The sequence below is a fragment of the uncultured Kordia sp. genome (assembly GCF_947489565.1).
Lineage (GTDB): Bacteria > Bacteroidota > Bacteroidia > Flavobacteriales > Flavobacteriaceae > Kordia.
The window spans coordinates 115,757-141,605 of record NZ_CANLEA010000004.1 but is presented as its reverse complement, the minus strand read 5'-3'; the positions used below and the strand labels follow the sequence as shown (position 1 = coordinate 141,605).

The window sequence follows — 25,849 nt, the reverse complement described above, 5'->3', positions numbered from 1 at the left end:
TTAATTAGTATATAAAATATAGCCGTTTAAAGAGTTGGCGACTATCAGCCATAAAAAGTAGGGCAGTATAAATATTGTATATATTTTTAATTGTGGTCTAAATTTAATTGTCATGACGGCTATCAATCCGAATAAAACAATCAAATTGATCATTCCTAAAGATACGTCGTGCTGATTGAAAAAGACATAATTCCAACTTACATTCAATACAAATTGTATGGCAAATAAAAGTAATATGATTTTGTTGTTTTTTGCTTCTGTGAGTTTTGCCATATAGATTGAAAAACAAATCATTACAGTTGTCCAAGCAAAACCAAATACCCAACCTGGAGGCGTCCAAGGAGCTTTGTCTAAGTTTAGATACCAATCTGTTCTTGGACCATCATTCATTAATATAGTACCTATCCATAATGCACCAAAATTGATGATTAAGAAAAGGACTAATCGTACGTAAAAATTCATATTTATAGTTTTAAACTCACAATTCCACAATCCATTGTAAATATTTGTCCTGAAGTAGATCGTGCTTTATCAGAAATCAGAAAATCAGCCATATCAGCTACTTCTTGTGGTTGGAGGAATTTTTTTAAAGGATGACGTTCTGATATATTTTCAATCATTTTATCATTTCGTAGCAATTTGCTAGCAAGTCCAGTATTGGTTACCGTTGGCGCAATTGCATTGACACGAATTGTTGGGGCAAACTCTGCAGCCAACGTTTTTACCAAACCTTCTACAGCAGATTTTGCAGCAGCTATACTCGCATGAAAAGGCATTCCTAAATGCGTAGCAACTGTGCTGAATAATAATATATTTGGATGTGTACCTTTCTTTAAAGCTGGTAGATATTTTTGAATTGCTTTTACGGCACCGATGACATTGATTTCATAATCATTTCTGAAATCGTCAATTTTAAGTCGTGATACAGGCTTTAAGTTGATACTTCCCGGACAATAAATTAGTGTATCAACTGCTTCAAGGTCGGGAAGTTCATCTTCAAGGATATTACAACTATAGTGCGTTAAGTTATTGGAAGTTATTTCTGGTGCAGTTCTGCTAATATTGATCACATTGTGATGATTGATTTGGGAATTTACTATAGCAGCGCCAATACCTTTACTACCTCCAATGACTAGAATATTTTTCATTTAAATGGGTTGGATAGGTTATTTATCTTTAAATAATGCATTGCAATGCTAACAATTAAGAATCATTAGCATTGCGTAACATCTTTTTTGGGAAAATTTATCGTAAACGTTTCTCGTATTTTCTTTTAAGTGTCGTCAAACGTTTCATGATTTCCATAATTGCAGGATCTTTTTTCTGCTTATAGATTTCATTCAATCCTAAGATCAAACGTTTAGCTTCACGGCTTGCAGTAATTTTGTCGCTTCTTGATATGAACTTTGTTTTCTCAAAGTCCGTTACTTCTGAAAAAATAGTTGCCATAATTTAATTGTTTAAAAAGTTTTGTAATTCTAGAATTTTTTGGGGTGAATTAAAAGCACCACCATAATATGATGTAATTGTTGTAGAAGAGTCATCTTTTACTCCTCTAGATGAAACACATAAATGTTTTGCATCTATAATTACAGCTACGTCATCAGTTTGTAATATTTCGCATAATTCCATCGCAATCTGGTTGGTCAAGCGTTCTTGAACTTGAGGTCGCTTTGCATAATATTGAACAATTCTGTTAAGTTTCGATAATCCAATTACCTTTCCTGAGGAAATATACGCCACATGTGCTTTCCCCATAATAGGGACAAAGTGATGTTCGCAATTGGAATAAAATTGAATGTTTTTCTCAATAAGCATTTGATTGTATTGATATTTATTATCAAACAATGCTACTTTTGGTTTGTTTTTTGGGTCAAGCCCTGAGAAAATTTCTTCTATGTACATTTTAGCAACTCGTTTAGGAGTTCCTTTTAATGAGTCGTCAGTTAAGTCAAGACCTAACGTTTCCATAATTTCTTGAAAATGATAGGCAATTTTTTGTTTCTTTTCCTTATCTGGCATTTCGAAAGCATCTGTACGCATGGGAGTTTCCATACCTGTAAGTAGGTGTTCATCCCCAATTTCATGATGATCAAACCCATTTAAAGAGATGGAAGATTCATGTAATTGGTTTAAAACGTCAGCAGTTTTCATATAGTTTTTAAAATGTTTAATTATTTATTTATAAAGTTAAACAAAATAAGAAACAAAAAAAAGATTCTTCCCTCTTTTTATTGATACTTGTATAAAAAAAAATTATGATTGGGTTATCGTTTCGAAATCTTATTGTTGTTAATAGTGCGTTGACGCGAGCATTTGAAGCGTCCTTTGATAAAATCACGCTTTTTTTCATGCTTGGTTTTACGACCTGAAACACGCTTTCTCCACATTTTAAAACTCGATCTTTTCATATGTGTACGCATCAAATCGATAACATCTTGCTCTTTGAGTCCAAACTGAAACTGTATGGCGTCAAAAGTAGTTCGGTCTTCCCAGGCCATTTCTATAATTCGATCAACCTGTATTGGGTCTAAGTTGTGTTTCATCCTTGATAATAATCTGTAGTATTGAGTACGGTGTTTTTTTGTGTCTGCATTTTTTCTATAAATGCTTTGTTCTCTTTATAGAGTTTATTTTTTTGGAATTGAATAAAGTTTCCATTTGCATGAATGCTGAAAAAAGAGGAATTGTAAATCTGCAACCTGTAATAAGGAATAACCCAAGAAAAGCTATTCAATTTTTTATGTATGTGCACTAAAATACCTTTAGGACGCAATTCAATACTTCCGTAATTCAAATCGTCTACAGTATTTAAGTATTGTTTCATTTTTGGACTCACATTGTTGATAATCATTCGTTTTGAGCCAATTCCTTTCATCTTGATACGTTGCATAAGCGAAAAAGCTTCTCCTAAATGTGAATCAATTAGTTTTGCCGTTTCTTTATTTCTGTAAGTTGTGTTGATAATCATTACGAACTTCTTTTGCGGTTTTTTAAAGTATGCTTTTTTAAAATTCTGAAGTTTTCTTCAATCACTGTCGTTTCATCTTTCATATTCCATAAAATATCACTGGCGTATTTTCGTGTTTCTTGCAAATTGACAATGGGTTTTGGATAGTTTTTACCCACAAAAAAATTAGCCATTTGTTGTTCCATAGGAGTCATGCGAGAAGGTTCGTGTACAAAAGCAGTATCCAATTCGGCTAATTCGGGAACCCAAGTTTTGATAAAAACACCTTCTGGATCATGCGCAATACCGTTTTTTGTCGGATTGTACATGCGCAATAAATTAATTCCTGTTTCTCCAGCTTGCATTTGAATCTGCGGAAAGTGTATGCCAGGTTCAAAATCTAAAAAATATTGCGATAAGGTAACCGTTGCTTTTTGCCAAGGTTGCCATAAGTTGTGTGTAAAAAATGAAACTACGAGCGCACGCATTCTAAAGTTTAAATATCCAGTTTCTTTCAAACATCGCATGCAAGCATCCACTAGTGGATACCCTGTTTGTCCGTTTTTCCAAGCTTCAATATAACGTTCAGAAACTTGCTTTTTCAGTTTTTGATATCCTTTATTCAAACTCAGAAACTCCATTTCGTCTTCCATTTCAAATTTTTGAATGAAATGTGCTTGCCAGCGCAATCGAGAACCAAAAGATTCCATTTGTTTTTTATGAATGTTTTGATCAATACAGCGCACCGTTTCTTGAATGACTTGCCGTACAGACAAATTTCCCCAAGCTAAATAAGGCGATAAACGACTACAGCTTCTTCGCGCTAATAACGGTTTTGAAATATGTGCATTGTAATTTTTCCCACGATCTCTAAAAAATGTATTCATATACTTAAGCGCCATCGTAGTTCCTCCTTTTTGAAAAGGAGTATCAGGATTGGTTTCTAAATCTGGAAGCTGAAAAAAAGTTGCCAAATGTGCAACTTCTTCTTTGGTAAATAATTGATCTTTTTTTGGACGAAAGGTGAGGAGTGATTGATTCATAAAACCTTCCCAGAGTTCAATCCAATTTTCACGATCTTTCAATCCTCTAAATACACCGTTATTTACATTTTCCACCCAAGTGATCATATTATTTAATAGAAAACGCTTGAGTCCTTTATCACGATCATAGGTAACTTTTAAACCTGTTTCTTGATGCGAATATAAGTGTGTGATTTTATAGGTTTCCTGAATGATCTGCAACGTTCTATTTATATTTGATCGTACAATTAATATCTCACTATTATATGCAATCAAAGAATTATTTAAGTCGATTAATGATTCTTTAATAAAGTTCCAGTGTCGTTCACTGTAGTGCGGATCATTCAGGAGAATATCTTCAAAAACAAAAACAAACAACGTTTTTCGTCCGGAAGAAAGCGCGTTGTGAATGGCTTCATTATCTTGAAGTCTCAAATCACGCTTAAATAAGACGACGTTTATTTCTGTTTTGTTTTGAGTATTCATGTATGTTATTAATCTTTTTTGACAAGTTTGTTAATCATTCCATTGAATATAAAACCGTGAAACGGCAATACAGCATACCAATACAAGCGTCCCCAAATTCCTTTTGGTCTAAAAATAGCACGTTGTAGTAGTTGATCATTTTCTATTTTAAATTCTAACCAAGCCTCTCCTGGTAAACGCATTTCTGCGAATAATAACAAGCGTTTTTCTTCCTTATTGGCATATAAAACTCGCCAGAAATCTAATGGATCGCCAGCATTCAATGTTTTTTGATCTCTGCGACCGCGACGCAATCCGATGCCGCCAAACATTTTGTCTAGATAACCGCGAATTTTCCACAAATAAGTTGCATAATACCAGCCATTTGTGCCGCCAATTGCCCATATTTTATCAATGGTTTGTTGTTCGTCAATGACTTTTCGTCGTTTAATATCTTTAAAGCAACCATATTCCGGAACTTTGATGTAGCGTGAAATTTTTTCGCGAAAACGTCCGCTTATCAACGAATCTTTCCAACTAGAAACGACACTGTTTTGCTCAATTTTGATGAATGCTTTTTGTACAGCTTCTTTGTATGACATTGGTTGAATGTCCAAGATTTCATTGATATTGCTTTGCTTACCAATGACTTCGACTTTCATGCTATCCACCAAGTTTTTTGCAAGCTTATAGGAAGTTGTGGTGATAAAATACAACCAGTACGAAGAAAGTTTTGGAGTCATCACAGGAACAGAAATGATGGTGCGCTTTAACTTCCGAACTTCTGCAAACTGCAACATCATGTCTTTGTATGTTAATGTATCTGGTCCAAAAATGTCGTATGACTGATTTTGCACTTTTTCATTACCAATCGCTTTGGTCAAATATTCCAATACATTTCTAATGGCAATAGGTTGCGATTTTGTTTTAATCCACTTCGGCGCCACCATAATTGGAAGTTTTTCTGTGAGATCACGAATAATTTCAAATGAAGCACTTCCGCTTCCCACAATAATTCCTGCACGAAATGTTGTCAGCGCATACGATTTTGACGCTAATATATTTTCTACATTTTTACGAGATTGTAAATGCTTGGATAACTGTTGATCATTGACAATTCCGCTTAAGTAAATAACTTGCTTTACTTTGGTCTTTAGCATGTAAGTTTTAAAATGCACAGCACAATCGCTTTCCAATTTTTCAAACTTCATAGAAGATGACATGGAATGAATTAGGTAGTATGCAACATCAATATCGGTTGGAATTCGGTAGAGACTTCTCAAGTTTAAAAAGTCAACTTCAATAACATCAATACGATCGTGCGCAATGATTTCTTCAGGAACACGTTGTTTATCTCTCACACAGCAAACCAGCGAATGTCCCATTTCCAATAAAATTGGAATCAGTCGTTTTCCGATATATCCTGTTGCGCCTGTGAGTAGAATTCGCATAATTTCTGTTATTTGGGACGTTGGTACGGATAGCGTGTTTGTTGTTGTGGTATTGCATATCCGTCAAGTCCGTTAATGGTAGCCGTTGCTGCTTTCGCAAGATTTATAAAACCATCCGTTTCTAAAATATCGTCATTAATATGTAAGTGTTCAATTTTACCAATGACTAAAATGGTATCATTTTCTTCAATTACGTATTCATTCATATACCGCATGCCAATTTGCACATGGCAACCTTTTACATAAGGTGCTGCAAAACCATCTAAATATTCAGTTTCCAATGCTGTTTGATCGAACTCTGAAACCTCTTTTGGATATTTCGCAGAAGTATGATGTGCATCTTGCGTTATATTGTGATGAATATGATTGATCGTATATATTCCTGTTTTTTTTATGTTTTCATACGTATTCCTTGGAACAACTGCAGGTCTTGTAATAAATCCTAATAATGGCGGATTGGAACCTAGATGTGTCACAGAACTAAACACAGCAACGTTTGTAAAACCATCAGCTGATTGTGTGGCAATTAGATTTGCTGATTTATACCCAGAACAACTATTGATCAAGTTGATTCGGTATAACTTTTCCATGGCATCAATATCTGTTCTCGTGATGGTGGCCATTATAGATTTTTAAAATTATTAATGATTACATTTTCTGCTTTCAAGTCATGTAATAAATTATAGAGTCCAAAAAACGTTCTATTCATATAAATAAAATGTTTAGAACCTCTATTTCCATTCATACTGCGTAATTGTGTATTTTTTGCATAACGTTCACCGATATCTGCAATTTTTCCGAAAAACTCTTCATCCGAAAAGTCAAAAACTTCGGTGTTAAAAGGAGTTGTAAACAATCCTAGCAACTCGTGAAACATCTCTGTAAAGAATTCCAATTCTTCCTTAGAGTCATCTTCGCGAAGAATTTCTAATTCGTATAATTTCTTCGTAAACAATGCTGGATCATTGATCGTTTTCTGATCTGCTAACTCAAAATAAGGAACGTAGAAATCTTCTGGAATGGCTTTCATACAACCAAAATCCAAAGCAATCAATTCATGATCTTTAGAGACTAAGAAATTCCCAGGATGCGGATCTGCATGTACTTTGCGATATTCATGAATTTGAAACATATAAAAATCCCAAAGAGTTTGTCCAAGTAAATTGGCTATCTCTTGATCGGTATTTCTAGCGGTAAACTCAGATAAATGCTCGCCTGTCATCCAATCCATCGTTATGATTCGCTCCGAAGAGAGCGAATCATAGTATTTGGGAAAAAGTAAATTTGGCAAATGTTTACAAGCTTCCGAAACATCTTTACTTTGTTTAATTTCAAGTAAATAATCCGTTTCTTCAATCAATTTCTCTTCCACTTCTTTAAAATATTTATCAGAACCTTTTCCGGTAATGTTAAACATTCGAATCGCGATAGGTTTTACAAGTGCCAAGTCAGTGGAGATGCTTTTCGCAACGCCAGGATATTGGATTTTCACAGCAAGTTTTTTCCCGTCTTTTTCGGCAACGTGTACTTGTCCTATACTAGCGGCATTTACAGAAGTGGAATTGAATGTGTCAAAGATTTCATTTGGATGTTTGCCAAAATATTTTTTAAATGTTTTTATGACTAAAGGAGGCGATAATGGTGGTACTGAAAATTGTGATAATGAAAATTTTTCCACATACGCACGTGGTAAAATATTCTTTTCCATACTCAACATTTGCGCTACTTTTAAAGCGCTTCCTTTTAACTTTTTTAAGCCGTCATAAATATCTTCTGCATTCGATTCGTTCAATCGTTCTTTTGCTTTTTCTTCAGAATTTATGAGCTTATCACCATAATATTTTAAATAATTCACGCCAACTTTTGCACCTGTAGTTACAATTTTACCTGCGCGTTGGATTTTGGTGATTGGAATTTTATCGATTGTTTTCATTAAGCTCTAATGTCTAATTTTTCTTTTAGGATGAATTTCCCAAAATCTATAATACTTTTTAATGGTGTATTGTCAATTAAATCGAAACTTGCGTTCACAGACTTTTCAATGTATTGATCTGTTTTATCAAAACTTGGCGAGGTATCATCTAACCAAAATTTCATGGTCATTAAAAATTGAATCCAAGCCGTTTCATTGATCGCTCTGTTTTGAAACTTTTCTATACGTTCCTGATTTAAATCAAGAGTTTTCAAATCTAAGTTCTCTACAAAATCAGTAAATACTGTTTTCAAGCCTTTTAACAATTTCAGAGATTGAAGCTGATTTTTGCTAGCAGTCAAACTATGTACTACATAACTTCTATTGGCAGTTACTTGCTCAAAAAAGGTATAGTAGAAGCTTAATAATTTGTTGCGTGCATCAAAAGTTGCAAACTCTTCACTATGCGCTAAAACTTCAATAGTATTTGTGCCAAATGTTGTAAAGATGTTTTCTTCTAATGCTTTAAAAGAACTGAAAAATTCGTAAAACTTTGCTTCGTCAAAATTATTGTCTTTCGCAAAAGAATATACATTTTTAGGTGGCGCTCCATGTTCTAAAATAGAGTCCATGTAAGCGGAAATAATAAAAAGAGGTGTAATATTTTTTTTCTTTGCCATGGTGTATTATTTAAACAGTATAAAAATACAAATACTGTTTAACTTATTTTTGAATTAGTTGAACAAAAAAAATGAAAGCATTGTTAAAGTTTTCTTAAAAAGGATATTAAGAAATTTAAATATGGATAAGAAATGAAATGTTTTTTGTGGCTAACAGTCAGAATCACAGCAGTTTTCAGCTTTTACAAGCTTGCAACTTACGACAGCTGCCAACGCTCCTAAAATTGGCGCAACAATGTATAACCATAAATGTGTAAGCTGTCCAGAGACTAATGCAGGACCTAAAGAACGCGCAGGATTCATAGAAGCTTTGGTCATTGGACCTGCAAACATAGCTTCTAAAAGCACGATTCCACCAATAGCAATTCCTGCCATAGTTCCTGTTTCTTTGCTTCCCGTAGATACATTAATAATGGTAACCATTAAGAAAAAGGTGAGTAAAAATTCTAAAATCAGTGCTTTCCATGGCACTATGGAAGGTATTGTGGCACCGAGTGTTTCGTTGCCAGGCCAAAACATATATACAAGTAAACTAGCACAAATAGCGCCCAAACACTGTGATAAAATATATTTTGGAACTTCTTTCCAAGGAAATTTTTTAGCATACGAAAAGGCAATCGTCACGGCTGGATTAAAATGTGCACCAGAAATCTCTCCAAATGCATAAATCATTCCCATGACAATCAATCCCCAAGTAATAGCAACGCCAGGATGCGTAATTTCTCCAGTAATATCATTGACAACCATCGCTGCGGTTCCGCAAAAAACCATGGCAAATGTCCCTAAAAATTCCGCAATATAATTTTTCATGTTTGGCGTTTTTTTATAAAAATCAAAAATACTATTTCTTATTTTAAGTATTTGTTAACATTTACTCGTAAGGTTTCTGCGTAAATTCGTCGAAATATAAAAACTCTAAAATAACAATACAGATGAAAAAACTACTTTTGGCATGTTTCTTAGCAGCAGGAATTAGTGTTCAAGCACAAATAGAAACGCCTCAACCTAGCCCAAGCGCAAAATTGACGCAAACTGTTGGATTAACTGAAGTAACTTTAGAATACTCTAGACCAGCAATGAGAGGAAGAAAAATATTTGGAAACTTAGTTCCTCACGGACAAATGTGGAGAACTGGAGCCAATGCAAATACGAAAATTACATTTAGTGACGATGTTACTATTGGAGGAACTTCTGTAAAAGCAGGATCGTACGCTATTTTTACAACACCTGGAGCAAAAACTTGGGAAGTTGTAATATATAATGATACTAACAATTGGGGAACTCCAAGAAATTGGGACGATGCTAAAGTAGTAGCGAAAGCGGTTGCTCCTGTAAACACAATGCCTTACAATACGGAATCATTTACAATTGATATCGCAAACCTTAAGAACAATGGTGCTGACCTTGTTTTCATGTGGGAGAAAACATTAGTTGTTGTTCCTTTTGTAGTGCCAACAGATAAAAAAGCAACTGCAAGCATTGAAAAAATGATGGCTGGACCTGGAGCAGGAGATTATTTTTCTGCAGCTAGATATTACCTAGAAGAAGGAAAAGACATGGACAAGTCTAAGATGTGGATTGACAAAGCGATCGAAATGACAAAAGATCAACCAAGATTTTGGTACTTAAGACAACAATCTTTAATCTATGCTAAAATGGGTAAAAAAGCAGATGCAGTTAAAATTGCTAAAGAATCATTGGCATTGGCTGAAAAAGCTGGAAACAAAGATTATGTAAAGATGAACAAAGAATCTATCAAAGAGTGGTCAAAGTAATTTGAGACTCTTTTACATACAAAATTGCCTTTCCAAAACGGAAAGGCTTTTTTTATACAGCGTATTTCTGGTACAATTCTCCGTGTTTTTTGTGTGTAGTTGTTAAAAATGAATTAATTTCATAGTCTTAAAACAACAACCTAACAACATGAGATTTTATTTACGAGCGCTGCTTATAGTGCTTACTATTACTATGATATCAACTTCCTGTTCTAATGAACAATTGGATGATACTATAGTACCGACAACGCCAGTGGTTACGAATGAAATTACACAAGTAATTCTTGATTGGAATCAACTTTGGTGCGAATTAGATAGATATGCAACGGGCATGCGACCCAATGCATCTACACGTGCATTAGCCTATATTCATTTGGCAGCTTTTGAGGTTTGTGTGGAAGATATGATTAGTTATACGTCTAATAAAGATCGATATGCAGAACTTGAAATTGATTTTTCGCAAAGACAACCGAATGTAAATGTAGCCATTGCTTTAAATGCTTGTTATGCAACCGCGATGGATCATTTTATGTATAATGTGCGACCAGATATTGATGCAAAGATTGCAATTCTGCGCCAGCAAAAAGAAACAGACCTAACCCAAGGAATTAGCGCAGATGTGGTTTTAAATTCTCAAGAATGGGGAAATTATGTAGCACAACAAATTATTGCATATAGTTTGACAGATACGGAAGCGGAAACGCAAATTTTAAGTCCGCAACCAACTTCATACGAACCGCCAGTTGGTGAAGGATTTTGGACATATAGTGATGAAGCTGAACGCGGATTGTTTCCATATTGGTCTTCTGTACGTACGTTTGTAATTTCTACCGAAGAAACGTCTACAATTCCGCCAGCTTTGGTCTACAGTGAAGATACTTCAAGTGCTTATTACACTGCTATGGAAGAAGTATATGATGCAAGTGAAGCTGCACGAACAACTGACACAGAAGGATTGTGGATTGCTGAATTTTGGTCTAATGATGTAGAAAATTTGATGATGAGTCCGCCAGGAAGACAAATTTCTATTGCCAATCAACTGATTACGCAATACAATGTAGATCATGAAACAGCATTGATTATCTTATTAAAATTAGGTTTTTCATTGAATGATGCTGCCGTTTCTACATGGGCAGATAAGTATGAATATATGGTAATGCGTCCAAGTGTGTACATTCAGGAGTTTATTGATCCAGATTTTCAAACGAATTTGTTTCCGTTCATTTCTTGGCCAAATCCAACATTTCCGAGTTATCCATCTGGACATTCGACGTTTGCTTCCGCTGCAGCGGGAATTTTTATTCACCATTTTGGAGACAATACCAACTTTACTGATCGTTCACATGAAGGAAGAACTGAGTTTCGTGGCGATCCAAGAACCTATGCAACATTCTCCGATATGGCAGCAGAAAATGCATTTTCACGTTTGCCTTTAGGAGTTCATTTGCGAATAGATTGTAGTGAAGGATTGCGCTTAGGATATGAAATTTCGGATGCGGTCAATAATTTTGATCTTTCGCACTAAGGATCAATTGATAAAAAATAAATACAAAAAGCTTTCTAACATATAGAAAGCTTTTTTTTGTTTTTAAAATATTGATTATTAGTAGTTTGTTTTCTTTTTCAAAAATTGAAAGATCTCTTATTATGACTCCAGATTTTGTTATTATTTTGTTAAAACAAGTCTTTTGCACAAGTTTTATTTTTTTTCAGTCACTAAATACAAAGTAACCCATACGATTGGTGTACTATAAAAACAAACTCCAAAAAATATAACTATGGACTAGAATTCTACTCTTTTCAACATTTTATAGCGGCCGAATATGTGTTTGAAAAGGCAAGTACTTCAACGAAACATTGAAGTGATGCTTTTTGTTTAATTAAATTCACACCTAACTATGGAAACAGTAAATTTTAGAATTGTACTGCTTTTAGCATTGCCTTTTGTATTTTTAAATTCATGCGCCAATGATGCAGATGACATCATCACGGATACTTCTTCAGAAAACCCAATAATTGTAACGGATATTACAACACAAACCATTACCGAATGGAATGATTTATGGCTAGAGTTGGATCGATATGCTTCTGGGATGCGACCAAATGCAACTTCAAGAGCATTGGCATATATTCACTTGGCTGCGTATGAAACCGCAGTCGCAAATATGGATGGTTATACTTCCAATACCGATAGACTTCAAGGGTTTAATATCAATTTTAATAGGAGAGAAGATGATATTGACCTAAATCTAGCACTGAATGCTTGTTATGCGACCGTAATGGATCATTTTATGTATAATGTACAAGCTGATGTAGATAGTAAAATAGCTGTTTTACAGGATGCTAAAGAAACAGCACTTTCTCAAAATTTGACAAATGAAGTTGTGCAAAATTCTATTGAATGGGGAAATTACGTGGCACAACGTACAATTGCGTATAGTCAGACAGATACCGAAGCGGAAGCTCAAATAGTAGATCCGCAACCGAGTTCGTATGAACCGCCAGTAGGAGAAGGATTTTGGACCTATAGTGCCGATGAAGAACGCGCTTGGTTTCCATATTGGGCATCGGTACGAACTTTTGTGATTTCTGCTGATGAAACCTCAAGTATTCCGCCACCAATATCATATAGTGAAGATACAACGAGTGATTTTTACGCAGAAATGCAAGAAGTATATACAGTAAATAATACTGCCAAAAGTACAAATAATGAGCAGTTATGGATTGCAGAATTTTGGTCAGATGATGTAGAAAACTTGATGATGAGTCCGCCGGGAAGACAAATTTCGATCGCTAATCAATTGATAGCTCAGTATGATTTGGATTTTGAAAATTCGTTAGTATTATTATTAAAACTAGGCTTTTCATTGAACGATGCTGCCGTTTCTACATGGGCAGATAAATATGAATATATGGTGATGCGACCTAGTGTGTATATTCAAGAATTTATCGATCCAGATTTTCAAACCAACTTGTACACGTTTATTTTTTGGCCAAATCCTTCTTTTCCAGGATATCCATCAGGACATTCTACTTTTGCTTCTGCTGCAGCAGGCGTTTTTATTGATGAGTTTGGAGACACTATCGATTTTACAGATCGATCGCATGAAGGAAGAACGGAGTTTAATGGAACACCGAGAACGTTTGATACTTTTACAGATATGGCTGAAGAAAATGCGTATTCAAGAATTCCATTAGGTGTTCATATTCGGATGGATTGTACCGAAGGATTGCGTTTGGGTTATGAGATTTCTTCCGCAGTAAATAATTATGATTTATCCCAATCTACACAGTAGTGAAATTGTTAAAATAAAAAGCCTTTCCACAAGTACGGAAAGGCTTTTTTTATAAAATTATATTTTGAGTTTATTGACTACAATTGCCATTAATGATATCTTGTGGAGTGGGATTGTAGGCGTTATTTTCTATGAATATTTCAATATTTGGATCCGTTCCATTACCGTTTACAAACAAGTTTTGTAATGCACAAAGGTCTGTTAAATCAGGATTAGGAGCTGCAGCTGGAGGACTATTTGCTCCATTGAACCTTACTCCAATATATATTTGTGCAGAAATTGAATTGGGTTCAACATATACAAGATTTTCCAATCCATTTAGACTCATTAATCCATTATTATCAGCGATTCTGATAATTTCTAATGCTGTAATTTGTTCTAATCCGACTAGGTTTGTTAATGCGTTATTACCTTCAATAAATAATTTTTCTAAAGATGTTAAGTTTTGTAATGCAGAGATTGAAGTCAGTCCATTATTATAATCAACTTCTAATGAGCGTAAACTGGTAATTCCTTCAAGACCAGCTAAGGATACTAATGAGTTACATTCGGCAACAGAAAAGCCAACATCAATAGTTGTTAAATTACTCAATCCTGTAATTGATGTTAAGGCAGGATTGGTTACAATAACTAAGTTCCGAACGTTTGTCAAGCTAGATAATCCATCTAAATTTGTTAAACTTTCATTATTAGTGATGCCAGAAAAACCATCAATCGTTGTTATATTATGTAGTCCATTTAGATTTTGTAACAAAGGGTTGAATACAACATCCAATTCACCAAATATATTTTCTAAGGTTGCTAAAGGAGTTAAATCTGTAATATTTGTAGATCCGTCTAAGGAATCACGTATAAGTAAATTACCGTCAATACTTGTAAAACCAAACAAGCCAAAGTTATTTACATCTTCTTGACTTACTAAGACAACATTTCCATTGTAAGTACCACCTGTATCATCACAAGTACTTATGGTTCCTAAATTCACAGCATTGCCATTTACGGTAACGTTATTTATAATTGCCCATGTTCCTGTATCGAAATCTAACACTTGAATAATAATTGTTTCAGGGGAACAATTTAAATATGCAATATCAATTGTGCCATCGGTAATACTAAATGTATTTGCGCTGTCTATATAAACATATCCATTAATAATTGGATCACCATCACAATTTGTAGCGATTCCAGTTATGGATGTAGAAGTAACTTCTTCAGTAAAAGAAATATCAACAGTAGTATCAGTGGTATAACCACCAAGTGTTTCAGAGTGTATTAGTTCAGTGTTGCAGGTTTCGCTACTACTGTAAATGTTTATTGAAATTTCTTCATTGTTAGGCACTAAGCCACATTCTACATTGTAAGCATATATATCTCCTGCATAGATTATCTGATTATTGGACACGCGTGTAATCACTACATAGTAAGGTATTGTAGCGTCTGTATGTAGTGGATTTATAGAAAAACAAAAGTCAATGGAATCAAAAGGAATATCGCAGTTCCACCATGTAAAGTGTGTTACTTCTGCCACATATTTGTTTCCTTCTTTTACGGCTTGCCCTTCTTCTTTCCAGTATCCGTTTTCTTCATCAAAATACCATAGATTTATAGTTTCTGGCGCAATATTGGTTTGACTTTCATCCACTGGAAATTCAATCCTTGCTGGAGTATTACTGTTGATATTTAATGCTTCTCCAGCAGGAGAAAAAAGATTTACAGAAAGCATTCCATACGTTTCTAAAGCGCTGGCTTCATTGGTAGCTGTTTGTGCAAATAAACTTCCAGGCATTTGTGTAAATGTTTCTTCTGAATTTGGAGTTATATAGTGTAAAACAACGTCTACAGGACCAGTATACGCTTCTCCAGTTGCTGTAGTGAAATCGCCACCAAAATTGACTTCTGCACCATTTGGTAAGGATACTTGCGAAGTTTCTCCAGAATTAACCGTTGCAACAACATCTTTTTGAAAAAGTACAATGTTTATAATATTTACACCATCCGTTTTTGGTAATACAACTCTGGAACCGTTGATGTAGCCTTCTTTTTGCGCTTTGATGTACGCGAAATTTTCAAACACATCTACATCATTTAAAATAAAAAGTCCATTGTTGTTTGTTAACGTTGTTGTATTTCCAATTATGATTTGTACGTTTTCTAATTTATTTCCAGATGTATCGGTAATGGAACCAATGAATTTTGCAGTAGTGGCATTTCCGAAGTTCTCTGTTTTGAATTGTTGATCCCTGACAGCTTCTGTTTCTGAACTAGTAGTATCTCCTGTAGTATTGAAGTCGTCATCTTTACAATTTTGTATGCAAAGTATACATATCAATGCAAAGATTAGTTTGGTTAGTTTTTTCATAGTTGTTTTCTAAGGTATATATTATGGATACATAAATCTTGAAAAGGTTGCGTTAAAAACTAACCAAACTCCTTTTATAGTATATTATTGACTGCAATTTCCGTCCATAAAATCTTGCAATGTAGGATTGTACTCGTTGTTTACAATGACTGCACATTGATTGGCTCCATTATTATCCCACTGACCAGCATTTATTAATGTTTGTATTGCACAAAAATCAGTCAAATTTGGATTAGGACCATCAATGTAAGCATCACAAAAATTCTCCCATTGTGATGCTCCAATGTTTATAAAATTGAAACCACCTGGAGATAATGTTACTAAATTGTCAAGTCCGTTTAAGTTTTCTAATGCTTCATGATTTATTATAATCAGGCTTCTAACTTCCATGAGCTGTTCTAATCCTACTAAAGTAACAAGCGTGTCATTATTATTAAGATATAAATCGAGTACTTGTGTTAAACTTTCGAAAGCAGCCATTGAGTTTAATGCGTCGTTATCTTCTATCGTTAAAAATCGAAGTTGAGTAATGTTTTCAACGCCTTCTAGAGACATCAAAGCATCGTTATTGGAAATTCGTAAATCATTTTCAGTAGTTAATCCTAAAGCATCTATACCTTGTAATGAAGTTAAATTTGAATTGTTCATAATTCGTACTTCTGATACTACAGAAAAGTTATTATGAATGCCTGCTAATGATGTTAATCCATTATTTCCATCAATTGTTAGACTAGTTACACTTAACAGATTTGTAAATCCTGCAAGCGATGTTATCGCAGGATTATTTTTGATTAAGAGTTGATATCCTTCAACACTTGAAATATTTTGTAAACCTTGAAAGCTAGTTAGGTTTTCATTGCCTATAATTGCCAATCTGCCTGTAATCTCTGTAATAGAAGCTAAAGGAGTCAAATCTACAATATCTGTCAAGGCATTCGGATTTCCAATAATGAAGTCCCCATTGACTCCAGTAAGTCCAAAAGCACCAAATTCATTGACTTGTTGTTGACTTAATAGTGTAACGTTTCCATTAAAAATACCGCCAAAATCATCACACGTACTTATAGTGCCTAGATCAAAGTTTTGCGAATTAAGTGGGACATTATCTATAATTGTCCACTGATTTGCATCAAAGTCAAATAACTGAAGTGTCGCAGTTTGCGATTCGCAATGTTGTAATCCAATATTAATAGTTCCATCTGTGATAGAAAATGAATTGTATTCATCGACATACAAATATCCGTTGGTAATTGGGTTTCCATTACAATTATTGGCAGTTCCAGTAATATTGGTTGTTGATAAATTTGATCCTTCAGTAAAGGAGATTTCAGTGGAAGTGTCGGTAGCATAACCACTAAACGTTTGTGTATCTATGAGTTGCCCGAAACAAGAGCTCGCGACTTGAAAGATAGAAACAGTAATTTCTTCATTTATTGGAATTAATCCACATTCAAATCCTCCTGAATAAACATTCCCAGAAAATATTAATTGATTGTTTGAAGCTCTATTTATATTTACATAATAAGGTGTGCTTTGCGTAGCGCCATTAGGAGCTAGATTGAAACAAAATTCAATAGAGTCAAAAGGAACATCACAATTCCACCAAGTAAAGTGTGTAACTTCAGCAGTATAGAAATCGCCAGATTTTACAGCTTGACCTTCTTCTTTCCAATACCCTTGTTCTTCATCAAAATACCATAGATTTATAGTTTCTGGCGCAATTGAAGTTTGTGTGTAATGAACAGGAAATTTAAGTGTTGCCGGACTGGTTTCTTCTATGTTTAGTGATTCTCCAGCAGGAGAAAATAAATTTACAGAAATCATTCCGTAGGTTTCTAAATTGCGTGCTTCATTAGCTTCGTTTTGTGCTAATAAACTCCCAGGCATTCGCCAGAAAGTAGCAACAACATTCGGAGCAGCATAGTTTAATACTACTTCAACTTGACCATTATAAGTGCTTCCGTCTTGTCTTACAAATCCACCACTAAAACTTACTTCAACTCCATCGGGTAATGTCACGGTAGAAGTTTCTCCTGAATTGACAGTTTCAGTGACTACTTTTTTAAACATCACAATGTCAATTTTATTAGTTCCATTGGTTTTAGGAATCACCACGCGTGAACCGTTTATGTAGCCTTCTTTTTGAGCTGTTATATAGGCGAAGTTTTCAAAAACAGGAACATCATTTAAAATAAAAATTCCGTTACGGTCTGTAAGTGTTGTAGCATTTCCAATAGAGATTTGTACATTTTGAAGCAGATTGTCAGCGTCATCTACAATTCTACCAATAAATTTACCTGTCGTAGCATTTCCAAAGTTTTCATCTTTAAATTGTTGATCTCTCAGCGATTCCGTTTCCGTTCCTGGATTATTTCCAATTCCGCTGTTAAAATCATCATCGTTACAACTTTGTAGGCATACAATGCATGCGAATGCAATAATTAGTTTGTGTATTCTTTTCATAGTTTTGGTTTCGGTTTATACATCAATGATGTAGATAAACACAAAAGGTTGCGTATAAAATACAAAAAACAGTATTATTTGCTTACAATTACTGACTGCAATTGCCATCAAGAAAATCCTGTAACGTAGGGTTGTAGGCATTATTTACAATAACCGCACATCGGGAATTTCCATTTATATTCCACTCGTTACTATTTATTAACGTTTGTATAGCACAAAAATCGGTCAAATTTGGATTAGGACCATCTATATAAGCATCACAAAAATTCTCCCATTGTCTTGCACCAATATTTACTATGCTCAAAATATTTGGAGTTATGGACACTAAATTATCAAGTCCATTTAGGTTTTCTAAAGCATCATTGTTTGATATTAATAAGATTCTAACTTCTGTTATCTGTTCTAGTCCAACTAATGTGGTCAGTGCATCATTATCATTAATATCTAAATCTACTATTTGTGTTAAATTTTGTAGAGCGGTTAACGAGTTTAATGCATCGTTATGTTCAATACTTATAGATTGTATTTGAGAAATGCTTTCAACACCTTGTAATGATTCTAATGCATCATTATTAGAAATTCGTAAGTTTTTTTCAGAATTCAATCCAAAATTTTCGATTCCTAGTAATGAAGTTAAGTTGTTATTATTGAAAATATTAAGATTCAGATCTATTGAAAAAGTACTTGAGAAACCAACAAGTGATGTGAGCGCATTATTATTATCAATAGTCAATGTATGAATACTTGACAAACCATCAAATCCAGCTAATGATGTTATTGAAGAATTGTTTTTAATAAGGAGTTCATCACCTTCAATATTCGTAATATTTCCTAAGCTCTGTAAACTTGTTAGATTTTCATTTCCAGCAATTTTCAAATCACCAGCAATATATACTATAGTCGTTAATGGGCTTAAATCGACAATGTCTGTGTTATTATTTTCATTTCCAATAGTTAAATTTCCATTGATAGAAGTAATTCCAAAAGCACCAAATTCGTTTACCTCTTGTTGTGTTGATAATATTAGATTCCCATTGAATATTCCTCCAGAAGCATCGCAAGCACTTATATTTCCTAAGTTAATAGGTTCTTGAGTAAGTGTTATGTCTTCAATGATAGTCCATTGATTAGAGTCAAAATCAAATAGCTGAATCGTTGCTGCTGTATCGTCGCAATAAGGAACTGATATATCTATAATTCCATTATCGATCACAAAAGTATTTATGTCATTTATATAAATGTAACCGTTGGTGATAGGGCTTCCGTCACAACTAGTCGCCATTCCGGTAATATTTGTAACTTGATTTTCTTGATGTGAAAAAGAAACATTGATAGTTGTATCTGTTGCATATCCGCCAAGTGTTTCAGTATGAATTTGAGCGCCTCCACAAATCCCTAAGGATCTGTATACTTCAACTCTAATTTCTTCATTTCTTGGAATTAAACCGCATTCAATTCCTTCATTGGCAGTCATAACTCCATAATATAAAATTCCAGAACCTACCGCACGTTTAATAATGACATGATATGGTACTGCATCATCCGTGTTTGTTAATGATAATGAAAAGCAGGCATTTATGAAGTCTAATGGTAAATCGCAATTCCACCATGTAAAATGTGAAACTTCGGCGACATACATATTTGAGAATCGTACAGCTTGTCCTTCTTGCTTCCAAAAACCTCTTTCTTCATCAAAATACCATAAAGGTATAAAGTCAGGAGCATTAGTTGTTGTAATAGGAAATTCAAGCGTAGCACGGTTGAATTGATTTATATTTAATTCTTCTCCAGAAGGAGAAAATAAATTGATAGACATCATGCCTAAGGTCTCTAAGCTTACAGCATTGTTTTCTGTAGTTTGCGCGAATAAACTTCCGGGCATACGCCTAAATGTATTTACTGAATTTGGTTGTAGATAGTTTAAAACCACATCCACTTGTCCGTTATACGTAGTTCCATTTTGACGCACAAAACCACCACTAAAGTTTACTTTTGTTCTATTGGGTAAGGATACAGTTGAAAATTCTCCAGAATTTATAGAAGCTACAATTTCCTTTTTATACATTGAAATTATGACCCTATTTTCCCCTTCAAGTTTAGGAATAACAACTCTAGAACCATCAAGATAGCCTTCTTTTTTTGTTTTGATGTATGCGAAGTTTTCGTAGACATCTGCATCTTTGATCAAGAAGATACCATTACGATCTGTAAATGTAGTTTTGTTTCCAATAGTAACTTGTACATTGTTTAGTCTTGCTTCATTTAGATCTTGAACAACTCCAAAGAAGTTTCCAGTGGTAAATCCTCCAAAGTTTTCAGCAATGAATTCTTCATCACGTAAAATGTCTTCTTGGGTTTGAAGATTTGGTACAGTACGTGTGTCAAAATTATCATCGTTATTACAACTTTGAAAGCATGTAATACAGATTAATGCAATAATCAGTAGGGTTCGTTTTTTCATAGTTTCGGTTTCGGTTTACACATCAATGATGTTAATAAACACAAAAGGTTGCGTTGAAAAAATAAACTATTTTTTGAACATGCACTAATTTAGGCTACTTTCTTTTTCATGGATTGTAGTATGATTGCAATGAACATTACGAGTGCACAACCAACTAAATTTAACCATAAAAACGGCATGATGTCAATATACCAAATGCCGATAATGAGCACTTGCGTAATTAAAGCCGCCGTAAAAACAGCATTTCCTTTTACCATCTTAAAGAAGAAAGCTAATAAGAAAATTCCAAGGACATTTCCATAAAAGATAGAACCGATAATGTTTACCAATTGAATTAAATTTTCGGCCAAACTGGCAAAGCAAGCAATGATAATAGCCACAATTCCCCAACCTAAAGTAAATAGTTTGGTTGCCTTTACATAATGGGCATCATCTTTTTCTTCCGTGAGATTTCGTTTGTATAAATCCATAGAAGTAATGGTTGCCAATGCGTTAATTTCTGATGCTGTAGACGACATGGCTGCGGATAAAATTACTGCTAATAATAACCCAATAAGTCCGTGTGGTAAATATTTTAAAATGAACGAGATAAACATATAATCACGGTCATTGGTTTCATTGTCTTTTGCGGCATCTTTATATAAAGTCTTTAGTTCCGCTTTTTTCTCTTTGTATGCTTCACTGCTAGGATCTTTTTTGAGTTCAGCGACTTCTGCAGAAAGCTTATCATATTTAGCACTGTATTCTGCATCAATGGTACGCTTGATAAGGTATTTTGATTCTGCACGATGGCTTTTTTCAATACTATCTAAACGTAATAATTGTTTCTTATCAGCGTCATTGTATGACTTTGCTAATTGAATGCTTACTGTTTTTTTCTGATCGAATAATACAGCTTGCTTTTCCTGCAATATTTTGTATTCATCGCTATATTCTGAAGCCAATACTTTTTCAGTGGAAGCATCAATAAAGTTTAAAGGTGCAGGATTGAATTGATAGAATACAAATACCATAATTCCCACCAATAAGATGAAAAATTGCATTGGTACTTTCAACAGTCCGTTAAACATCATTCCCCAACGCATTTCTTTGACAGATTTTCCAGAAAGATAACGTTGTACTTGACTTTGATCGGTTCCGAAGTAGGAGAGTGCCAAGAAACTTCCTCCAATAATTCCCGTCCAAATAGTATATCTATTGTCTAAATCGAATGAAAAATCTAAGACTTCCATTTTCCCACTCGCACCAGCAATATCAAGCGCACTTGTAAAGCTTATTTCATCCGGAATTAAATCTAAAATGATAAAAAATGCAGCAAACATTCCCGCAAAAATGACAAACATCTGTTGTTTTTGCGTTACACTTACGGCTTTTGTTCCACCTGAAACAGTATAAATAATTACTAAGATTCCAATGATAATATTGAGCGTAATCAGGTTCCAACCTAGTACAATTGACAAAATTATGGCAGGAGCAAAAATGGTAATTCCTGCGGCTAATCCACGTTGAATTAAGAATAAAATTGCGGTTAAACTTCTGGTTTTTAAGTCAAAACGATCTTCTAGGAATTCATACGCTGTATATACTTTGAGTTTGTGATATAGTGGAATAAACACCATACAAATAATCACCATGGCAATAGGAACTCCAAAATAGAATTGTACAAATCCCATTCCGTCACTAAAGGCTTGTCCTGTAGTTGATAAAAAGGTAATTGCACTTGCTTGGGTTGCCATTACCGACAAACCAATCGTCCACCATTTTGTAGTGCTTCCACCACGTATATAATCTTCGGAGTTTTTACTTCCGCGTGTTTTCCAAGTTCCATAACCAACAATTGCGGCCAATGTTCCTATTAATACAGTCCAGTCTAATGCTTGCATATGATGAGGTTAGGAGAATATATTCATGATTAGATAAAAGAAAAGGATATACGCTAAATTGGCTACCAAAATGATCGTATACATTTTTTTCCAAACGAATTTTTCAGTGTTCATGGCTTAGTTTTTTAGTTGTTTTTTTGACACAATTTGCCCTTTACCGATAGAAATCATATTGGTAAATAATTTGTAAGCACCAGGAACACCTGCGGGTAATTCACGGAAGAAACTCAATCCTGTATAGATATAGTTTCCTTTTCCATATTTGGCAACTAATAAACTTCCTTTTTTGGCTGTTTCTCCTTTGTCATGCATAGAAAGAATTGGCGTAAATTCGCTTGCCCAACTGTTTGGAAAGTACAATCCGCGTTCTTGCACCCAACCTTCAAAATCTTTAGCTTCTATTTTGTTTGGAAAGTTTACAAGAGAATGATTTTTAGCAATCACTTCCACCTTTGCGTTTTCGTCAGTAACACGATCTCTGGAAAGTTGTAAACTATACGGAGCCAATTCGTCGCGTTCTACTTTGATACGACGATTGGTATTGTACTGAACAATTACGTTTCCACCATTTTTAACGTATTCTAAAATATATTTTTGTTTGAATTTTAATTCGTCAACAGTATTGTAAGCACGAATTCCCACAACAACCGCATCGTATCTTTGCAGCGACTCAGCGTTGATTGTAGCTGGATTGATCACTTCTACATCGTATCCAATTTGACGTAAACTCTCCGGAATAGCATCACCAGCACCTTGAATATATCCAATATATTGTCCGCCTTTCTGAATGTTTAAACGAACTACTTTCGTCTCCGCTGGCAATAAAACCGATTGTTTCGGAATGTGATCGTATTCAATTTCATTCAGCGCTTGTGTATATTTTTTATCGTCAATAAATACTTCTGGAGTTAATACACCTTCACTTTGTGTAGATGGTGGCACTACCGTAAACATTAAAGTTACTTCGTCTCCTTTTTGTTGAATATTCACTTTTTGCTTTGCAGGATATACTTTCCAACTATACGGATGTTTGATAGAAACATATCCGTCAATATTATCTTTTCCAGCTTTTACTGTTACTGGAATTTCTTTGGTTTTGTCATCTGAGAAAATGATAACTTTATCCTTAAAATTAGCTGTAACTTCTGGTAAAATTTCAAAAGGCTGATACAATTCACCTTTGTCTGGTTTTGAATAACGATAGACTACAGGTTTGGTAATCGTAATTGGCTTTCCTTCAATTTGTAGATTGAATTTTACCATGGCAGGTCTTGGAGTTTCTGGCAATCCACGTAATTGTTGATCGGCTACGTTGTACATTCCCAAAGTTCCTTTTTCAAATAACCAATATGGAGCTGAAAACTCATCTGTAGCTAAATTTATATCTAGGCTAAGATTTTCTCTTTTATTGGCTGATAAATCTAAGTTTTGTGCAGCAGTTTTTTGATCACTTGTAGAAGTCATTGAAACCAATTTGATAGATGATGTACTTCTGTTTAATGCTTCAATATTAACTGCGATTGTTGCTCTTGGTGTAGCACTTGATGCTGTTGCAGAAGCTTCTAAGTACAATCCGGCGCAAGCCTGAATAATGTTTTCAATTTCAGCAAGCTTAATCGTTTTCCAGTGCTCATCTTCTAAGTTTTGAATCATTCCATACGCTTTCATCAATTGTGGTAAATGAGAAGCAGGATTTACAAAGTCAAAATCTTTTTCAATCGCAACTAAAATATTTCCAATGGCTTTTCCGCCTTTTACACGATTCCAAGAAGTATCAATTCCTGAAAATATATTGCTTTTATCTTTTGGAAAATCTCCTTTTAAAAACTCTACATATTCTTGCTGAGTTCCACGCGAAGTCAATCGTCCAAAACCTTGACATAAGTGTTGACTGCTCGCCATAGAAGCCAATTCGTTATTAGATAATCCTTTGAGCGGATAATATACACCAATATCAAAATTCAGCATTTTGCTTTTATCTGCTTTTTCAAACTTTTCACGACTTCCATAAAACCACCAAGATGTGTTGAAAAATAAGCGTGTTGGTTGCCAAGCTTCGTAGTCGGAAAGTTGAGAAGTATATTTTGTTTTATCGCCTGCCAAATCAAAAGCTTCCATGCTCAACATTGCAGACGTTGTGTGATGTCCGTGTGTTCTTCCCGGCGTTCTATGATCAAAACGATTGATAATAACGTCTGGTTTAAATTTTCGAATTGCCCATACTACATCGCTCAACACTTCATCTTTATTCCAAATATCCAACGTTTCATCAGGATGTTTAGAATAGCCAAAATCATTGGCGCGTGTAAATAATTGTTGTCCGCCATCTACACGACGCGCTGCTAATAATTCTTGGGTACGAATAACACCTAATTGTTCGCGAATTTCAGGACCAATTAAGTTTTGGCCACCATCACCACGTGTGAGTGATAAATAGGCAGTTCGCGCCTTTACTTGATTGGATAAATAGGCAATCAAACGCGTGTTTTCGTCATCGGGATGTGCTGCGATATAAAGTGCAGAACCTAAGAAGTTCAATTTTTGTACTTTCTCGTAGATTTGGTTGGAGGAAAGTTTATCTGGTTTTTGTGCAGAACTAGTAGAAACTATGGCACAAGTCACGAAAATAAACAGTAATAATTTTCTCATTAGGACATATTTGGTTCAGTTAGGATCAAAAATAGAAAAGTTCATGTATTGACGTCTATTTTTAACGTTCTTTAACTTTCGTCGAAATGGATTTGAAAAACCAACAGATGTATTACTAGACAATATATCAATCGTCAGTACAATGTTTTATTTTGCTTTTTTTGACTTCTATAGTTATCACAACTTAAAAAAAGATAGTATGAAAAAAAGAAAATTAAAATTTTGAATATCAGACTATTACAAGTGGAGTTAGTCCTGTGAAAAACAAAACGTGTAGAGGAAAAGTAACTTGCTTTTTGTGTAAGTACCCTTGAAACTATCTTTGGATCGCTTTTCTTTTTAGTATAAAAAAAGCGAACCGAAGTTCGCATTTTGTAAAATATTGATAGCTAAATTGTTTTAATTACAAAGTCTTGGATGAACAGTTACACAACGCGGGTCCCAGTAACAAGCTGTAAGGTTTTGTTCAGAATAACATTGTCT

20 protein-coding genes are annotated in these 25,849 nt (G+C 34.4%); 3 read left to right on the top strand and 17 right to left on the bottom strand.

All coding sequences use genetic code 11. The features are described 5' to 3' along the window. From Q0845_RS06630 to Q0845_RS06575, 12 genes are all read right to left on the bottom strand, one after another. Positions 1 to 462: a TspO/MBR family protein gene (locus tag Q0845_RS06630; RefSeq protein WP_298510976.1), complete on the bottom strand. Its 462-nt coding sequence runs from the start codon at positions 460 to 462 to the stop codon at positions 1 to 3. A 2-nt stretch (positions 463 to 464) separates the two neighbouring features. Further along, positions 465 to 1,148, bottom strand: coding sequence for an SDR family NAD(P)-dependent oxidoreductase (locus Q0845_RS06625; RefSeq protein ID WP_298510974.1), 684 nt, complete (start codon positions 1,146 to 1,148; stop codon positions 465 to 467). Between the two features lie 97 nt (positions 1,149 to 1,245). Beyond that, positions 1,246 to 1,449 (bottom strand): hypothetical protein, encoded by a 204-nt coding sequence (locus Q0845_RS06620; protein WP_298510972.1) that lies wholly within the window; start codon positions 1,447 to 1,449, stop codon positions 1,246 to 1,248. A gap of 3 nt (positions 1,450 to 1,452) precedes the next feature. Next, entirely contained in the window at positions 1,453 to 2,154 is a 702-nt protein-coding gene (folE, locus tag Q0845_RS06615) for a GTP cyclohydrolase I FolE (RefSeq protein WP_298510970.1), read from the bottom strand. 113 nt (positions 2,155 to 2,267) lie between these two features. Next, the gene (locus Q0845_RS06610; protein WP_298510967.1) at positions 2,268 to 2,546 is read right to left on the bottom strand and encodes a TIGR03643 family protein; all 279 of its coding nucleotides are present in this window, start codon (positions 2,544 to 2,546) and stop codon (positions 2,268 to 2,270) included. Next, entirely contained in the window at positions 2,543 to 2,971 is a 429-nt protein-coding gene (locus Q0845_RS06605) for a hypothetical protein (protein ID WP_298510965.1), read from the bottom strand. Before Q0845_RS06605 ends, Q0845_RS06610 begins: the two co-directional genes overlap by 4 nt. Then, positions 2,971 to 4,458, bottom strand: coding sequence for a cryptochrome/deoxyribodipyrimidine photo-lyase family protein (locus Q0845_RS06600; RefSeq protein ID WP_298510963.1), 1,488 nt, complete (start codon positions 4,456 to 4,458; stop codon positions 2,971 to 2,973). Before Q0845_RS06600 ends, Q0845_RS06605 begins: the two co-directional genes overlap by 1 nt. Positions 4,459 to 4,466: 8 nt before the next feature. Then, a complete protein-coding gene (locus Q0845_RS06595) occupies positions 4,467 to 5,888 on the bottom strand; it encodes an SDR family oxidoreductase (protein ID WP_298510961.1) in 1,422 nt (473 codons plus the stop codon). 8 nt (positions 5,889 to 5,896) lie between these two features. Continuing rightward, on the bottom strand, positions 5,897 to 6,511 hold the full coding sequence (locus tag Q0845_RS06590; RefSeq protein ID WP_298510959.1) for a flavin reductase: 615 nt from the start codon (positions 6,509 to 6,511) through the stop codon (positions 5,897 to 5,899). Then, entirely contained in the window at positions 6,511 to 7,821 is a 1,311-nt protein-coding gene (locus tag Q0845_RS06585) for an AarF/UbiB family protein (protein ID WP_298510957.1), read from the bottom strand. Before Q0845_RS06585 ends, Q0845_RS06590 begins: the two co-directional genes overlap by 1 nt. Next, positions 7,821 to 8,480: a TetR family transcriptional regulator C-terminal domain-containing protein gene (locus Q0845_RS06580; protein ID WP_298510955.1), complete on the bottom strand. Its 660-nt coding sequence runs from the start codon at positions 8,478 to 8,480 to the stop codon at positions 7,821 to 7,823. Before Q0845_RS06580 ends, Q0845_RS06585 begins: the two co-directional genes overlap by 1 nt. Positions 8,481 to 8,630: 150 nt before the next feature. Continuing rightward, positions 8,631 to 9,320 (bottom strand): MIP/aquaporin family protein, encoded by a 690-nt coding sequence (locus tag Q0845_RS06575; protein ID WP_298511383.1) that lies wholly within the window; start codon positions 9,318 to 9,320, stop codon positions 8,631 to 8,633. A gap of 92 nt (positions 9,321 to 9,412) precedes the next feature. Between Q0845_RS06575 and Q0845_RS06570 the strand changes: the two genes are divergently transcribed. From Q0845_RS06570 to Q0845_RS06560, 3 genes are all read left to right on the top strand, one after another. Continuing rightward, complete coding sequence (locus tag Q0845_RS06570) at positions 9,413 to 10,255, top strand: DUF2911 domain-containing protein (RefSeq protein ID WP_298510953.1); 843 nt, start codon at positions 9,413 to 9,415, stop codon at positions 10,253 to 10,255. A gap of 148 nt (positions 10,256 to 10,403) precedes the next feature. Continuing rightward, entirely contained in the window at positions 10,404 to 11,780 is a 1,377-nt protein-coding gene (locus Q0845_RS06565; RefSeq protein ID WP_298510951.1) for a vanadium-dependent haloperoxidase, read from the top strand. Between the two features lie 373 nt (positions 11,781 to 12,153). Then, positions 12,154 to 13,551 (top strand): vanadium-dependent haloperoxidase, encoded by a 1,398-nt coding sequence (locus Q0845_RS06560; RefSeq protein ID WP_298510949.1) that lies wholly within the window; start codon positions 12,154 to 12,156, stop codon positions 13,549 to 13,551. A gap of 70 nt (positions 13,552 to 13,621) precedes the next feature. On the opposite strand, the gene Q0845_RS06555 is transcribed toward Q0845_RS06560, so the two are convergent. From Q0845_RS06555 to Q0845_RS06535, 5 genes are all read right to left on the bottom strand, one after another. Further along, positions 13,622 to 15,910: a leucine-rich repeat domain-containing protein gene (locus tag Q0845_RS06555; protein ID WP_298510947.1), complete on the bottom strand. Its 2,289-nt coding sequence runs from the start codon at positions 15,908 to 15,910 to the stop codon at positions 13,622 to 13,624. Positions 15,911 to 15,994: 84 nt separating this feature from the next. Then, entirely contained in the window at positions 15,995 to 18,373 is a 2,379-nt protein-coding gene (locus tag Q0845_RS06550; protein WP_298510945.1) for a hypothetical protein, read from the bottom strand. Positions 18,374 to 18,461: 88 nt separating this feature from the next. After that, entirely contained in the window at positions 18,462 to 20,834 is a 2,373-nt protein-coding gene (locus tag Q0845_RS06545) for a hypothetical protein (protein ID WP_298510943.1), read from the bottom strand. A gap of 89 nt (positions 20,835 to 20,923) precedes the next feature. Further along, positions 20,924 to 22,717 carry a sodium:solute symporter gene (locus tag Q0845_RS06540; RefSeq protein WP_298510941.1) on the bottom strand — a complete coding sequence of 598 codons (1,794 nt, stop codon included), beginning with the start codon at positions 22,715 to 22,717 and terminating at the stop codon, positions 20,924 to 20,926. 117 nt (positions 22,718 to 22,834) lie between these two features. Next, positions 22,835 to 25,366, bottom strand: coding sequence for a PIG-L family deacetylase (locus Q0845_RS06535; RefSeq protein WP_298510939.1), 2,532 nt, complete (start codon positions 25,364 to 25,366; stop codon positions 22,835 to 22,837). Positions 25,367 to 25,849 lie beyond the last annotated feature (483 nt).

What these genes read in the sequence shown, in the direction of transcription:
- Q0845_RS06630 (WP_298510976.1), bottom strand. Translation starts at nt 462, where the DNA reads ATGAATTTTTACGTACGATTAGTCCTTTTCTTAATCATCAATTTTGGT.
- Q0845_RS06625 (WP_298510974.1), bottom strand. Translation starts at nt 1,148, where the DNA reads ATGAAAAATATTCTAGTCATTGGAGGTAGTAAAGGTATTGGCGCTGCT.
- Q0845_RS06620 (WP_298510972.1), bottom strand. Translation starts at nt 1,449, where the DNA reads ATGGCAACTATTTTTTCAGAAGTAACGGACTTTGAGAAAACAAAGTTC.
- folE (WP_298510970.1), bottom strand. Translation starts at nt 2,154, where the DNA reads ATGAAAACTGCTGACGTTTTAAACCAATTACATGAATCTTCCATCTCT.
- Q0845_RS06610 (WP_298510967.1), bottom strand. Translation starts at nt 2,546, where the DNA reads ATGAAACACAACTTAGACCCAATACAGGTTGATCGAATTATAGAAATG.
- Q0845_RS06605 (WP_298510965.1), bottom strand. Translation starts at nt 2,971, where the DNA reads ATGATTATCAACACAACTTACAGAAATAAAGAAACGGCAAAACTAATT.
- Q0845_RS06600 (WP_298510963.1), bottom strand. Translation starts at nt 4,458, where the DNA reads ATGAATACTCAAAACAAAACAGAAATAAACGTCGTCTTATTTAAGCGT.
- Q0845_RS06595 (WP_298510961.1), bottom strand. Translation starts at nt 5,888, where the DNA reads ATGCGAATTCTACTCACAGGCGCAACAGGATATATCGGAAAACGACTG.
- Q0845_RS06590 (WP_298510959.1), bottom strand. Translation starts at nt 6,511, where the DNA reads ATGGCCACCATCACGAGAACAGATATTGATGCCATGGAAAAGTTATAC.
- Q0845_RS06585 (WP_298510957.1), bottom strand. Translation starts at nt 7,821, where the DNA reads ATGAAAACAATCGATAAAATTCCAATCACCAAAATCCAACGCGCAGGT.
- Q0845_RS06580 (WP_298510955.1), bottom strand. Translation starts at nt 8,480, where the DNA reads ATGGCAAAGAAAAAAAATATTACACCTCTTTTTATTATTTCCGCTTAC.
- Q0845_RS06570 (WP_298510953.1), top strand. Translation starts at nt 9,413, where the DNA reads ATGAAAAAACTACTTTTGGCATGTTTCTTAGCAGCAGGAATTAGTGTT.
- Q0845_RS06565 (WP_298510951.1), top strand. Translation starts at nt 10,404, where the DNA reads ATGAGATTTTATTTACGAGCGCTGCTTATAGTGCTTACTATTACTATG.
- Q0845_RS06560 (WP_298510949.1), top strand. Translation starts at nt 12,154, where the DNA reads ATGGAAACAGTAAATTTTAGAATTGTACTGCTTTTAGCATTGCCTTTT.
- Q0845_RS06555 (WP_298510947.1), bottom strand. Translation starts at nt 15,910, where the DNA reads ATGAAAAAACTAACCAAACTAATCTTTGCATTGATATGTATACTTTGC.
- Q0845_RS06550 (WP_298510945.1), bottom strand. Translation starts at nt 18,373, where the DNA reads ATGAAAAGAATACACAAACTAATTATTGCATTCGCATGCATTGTATGC.
- Q0845_RS06545 (WP_298510943.1), bottom strand. Translation starts at nt 20,834, where the DNA reads ATGAAAAAACGAACCCTACTGATTATTGCATTAATCTGTATTACATGC.
- Q0845_RS06540 (WP_298510941.1), bottom strand. Translation starts at nt 22,717, where the DNA reads ATGCAAGCATTAGACTGGACTGTATTAATAGGAACATTGGCCGCAATT.
- Q0845_RS06535 (WP_298510939.1), bottom strand. Translation starts at nt 25,366, where the DNA reads ATGAGAAAATTATTACTGTTTATTTTCGTGACTTGTGCCATAGTTTCT.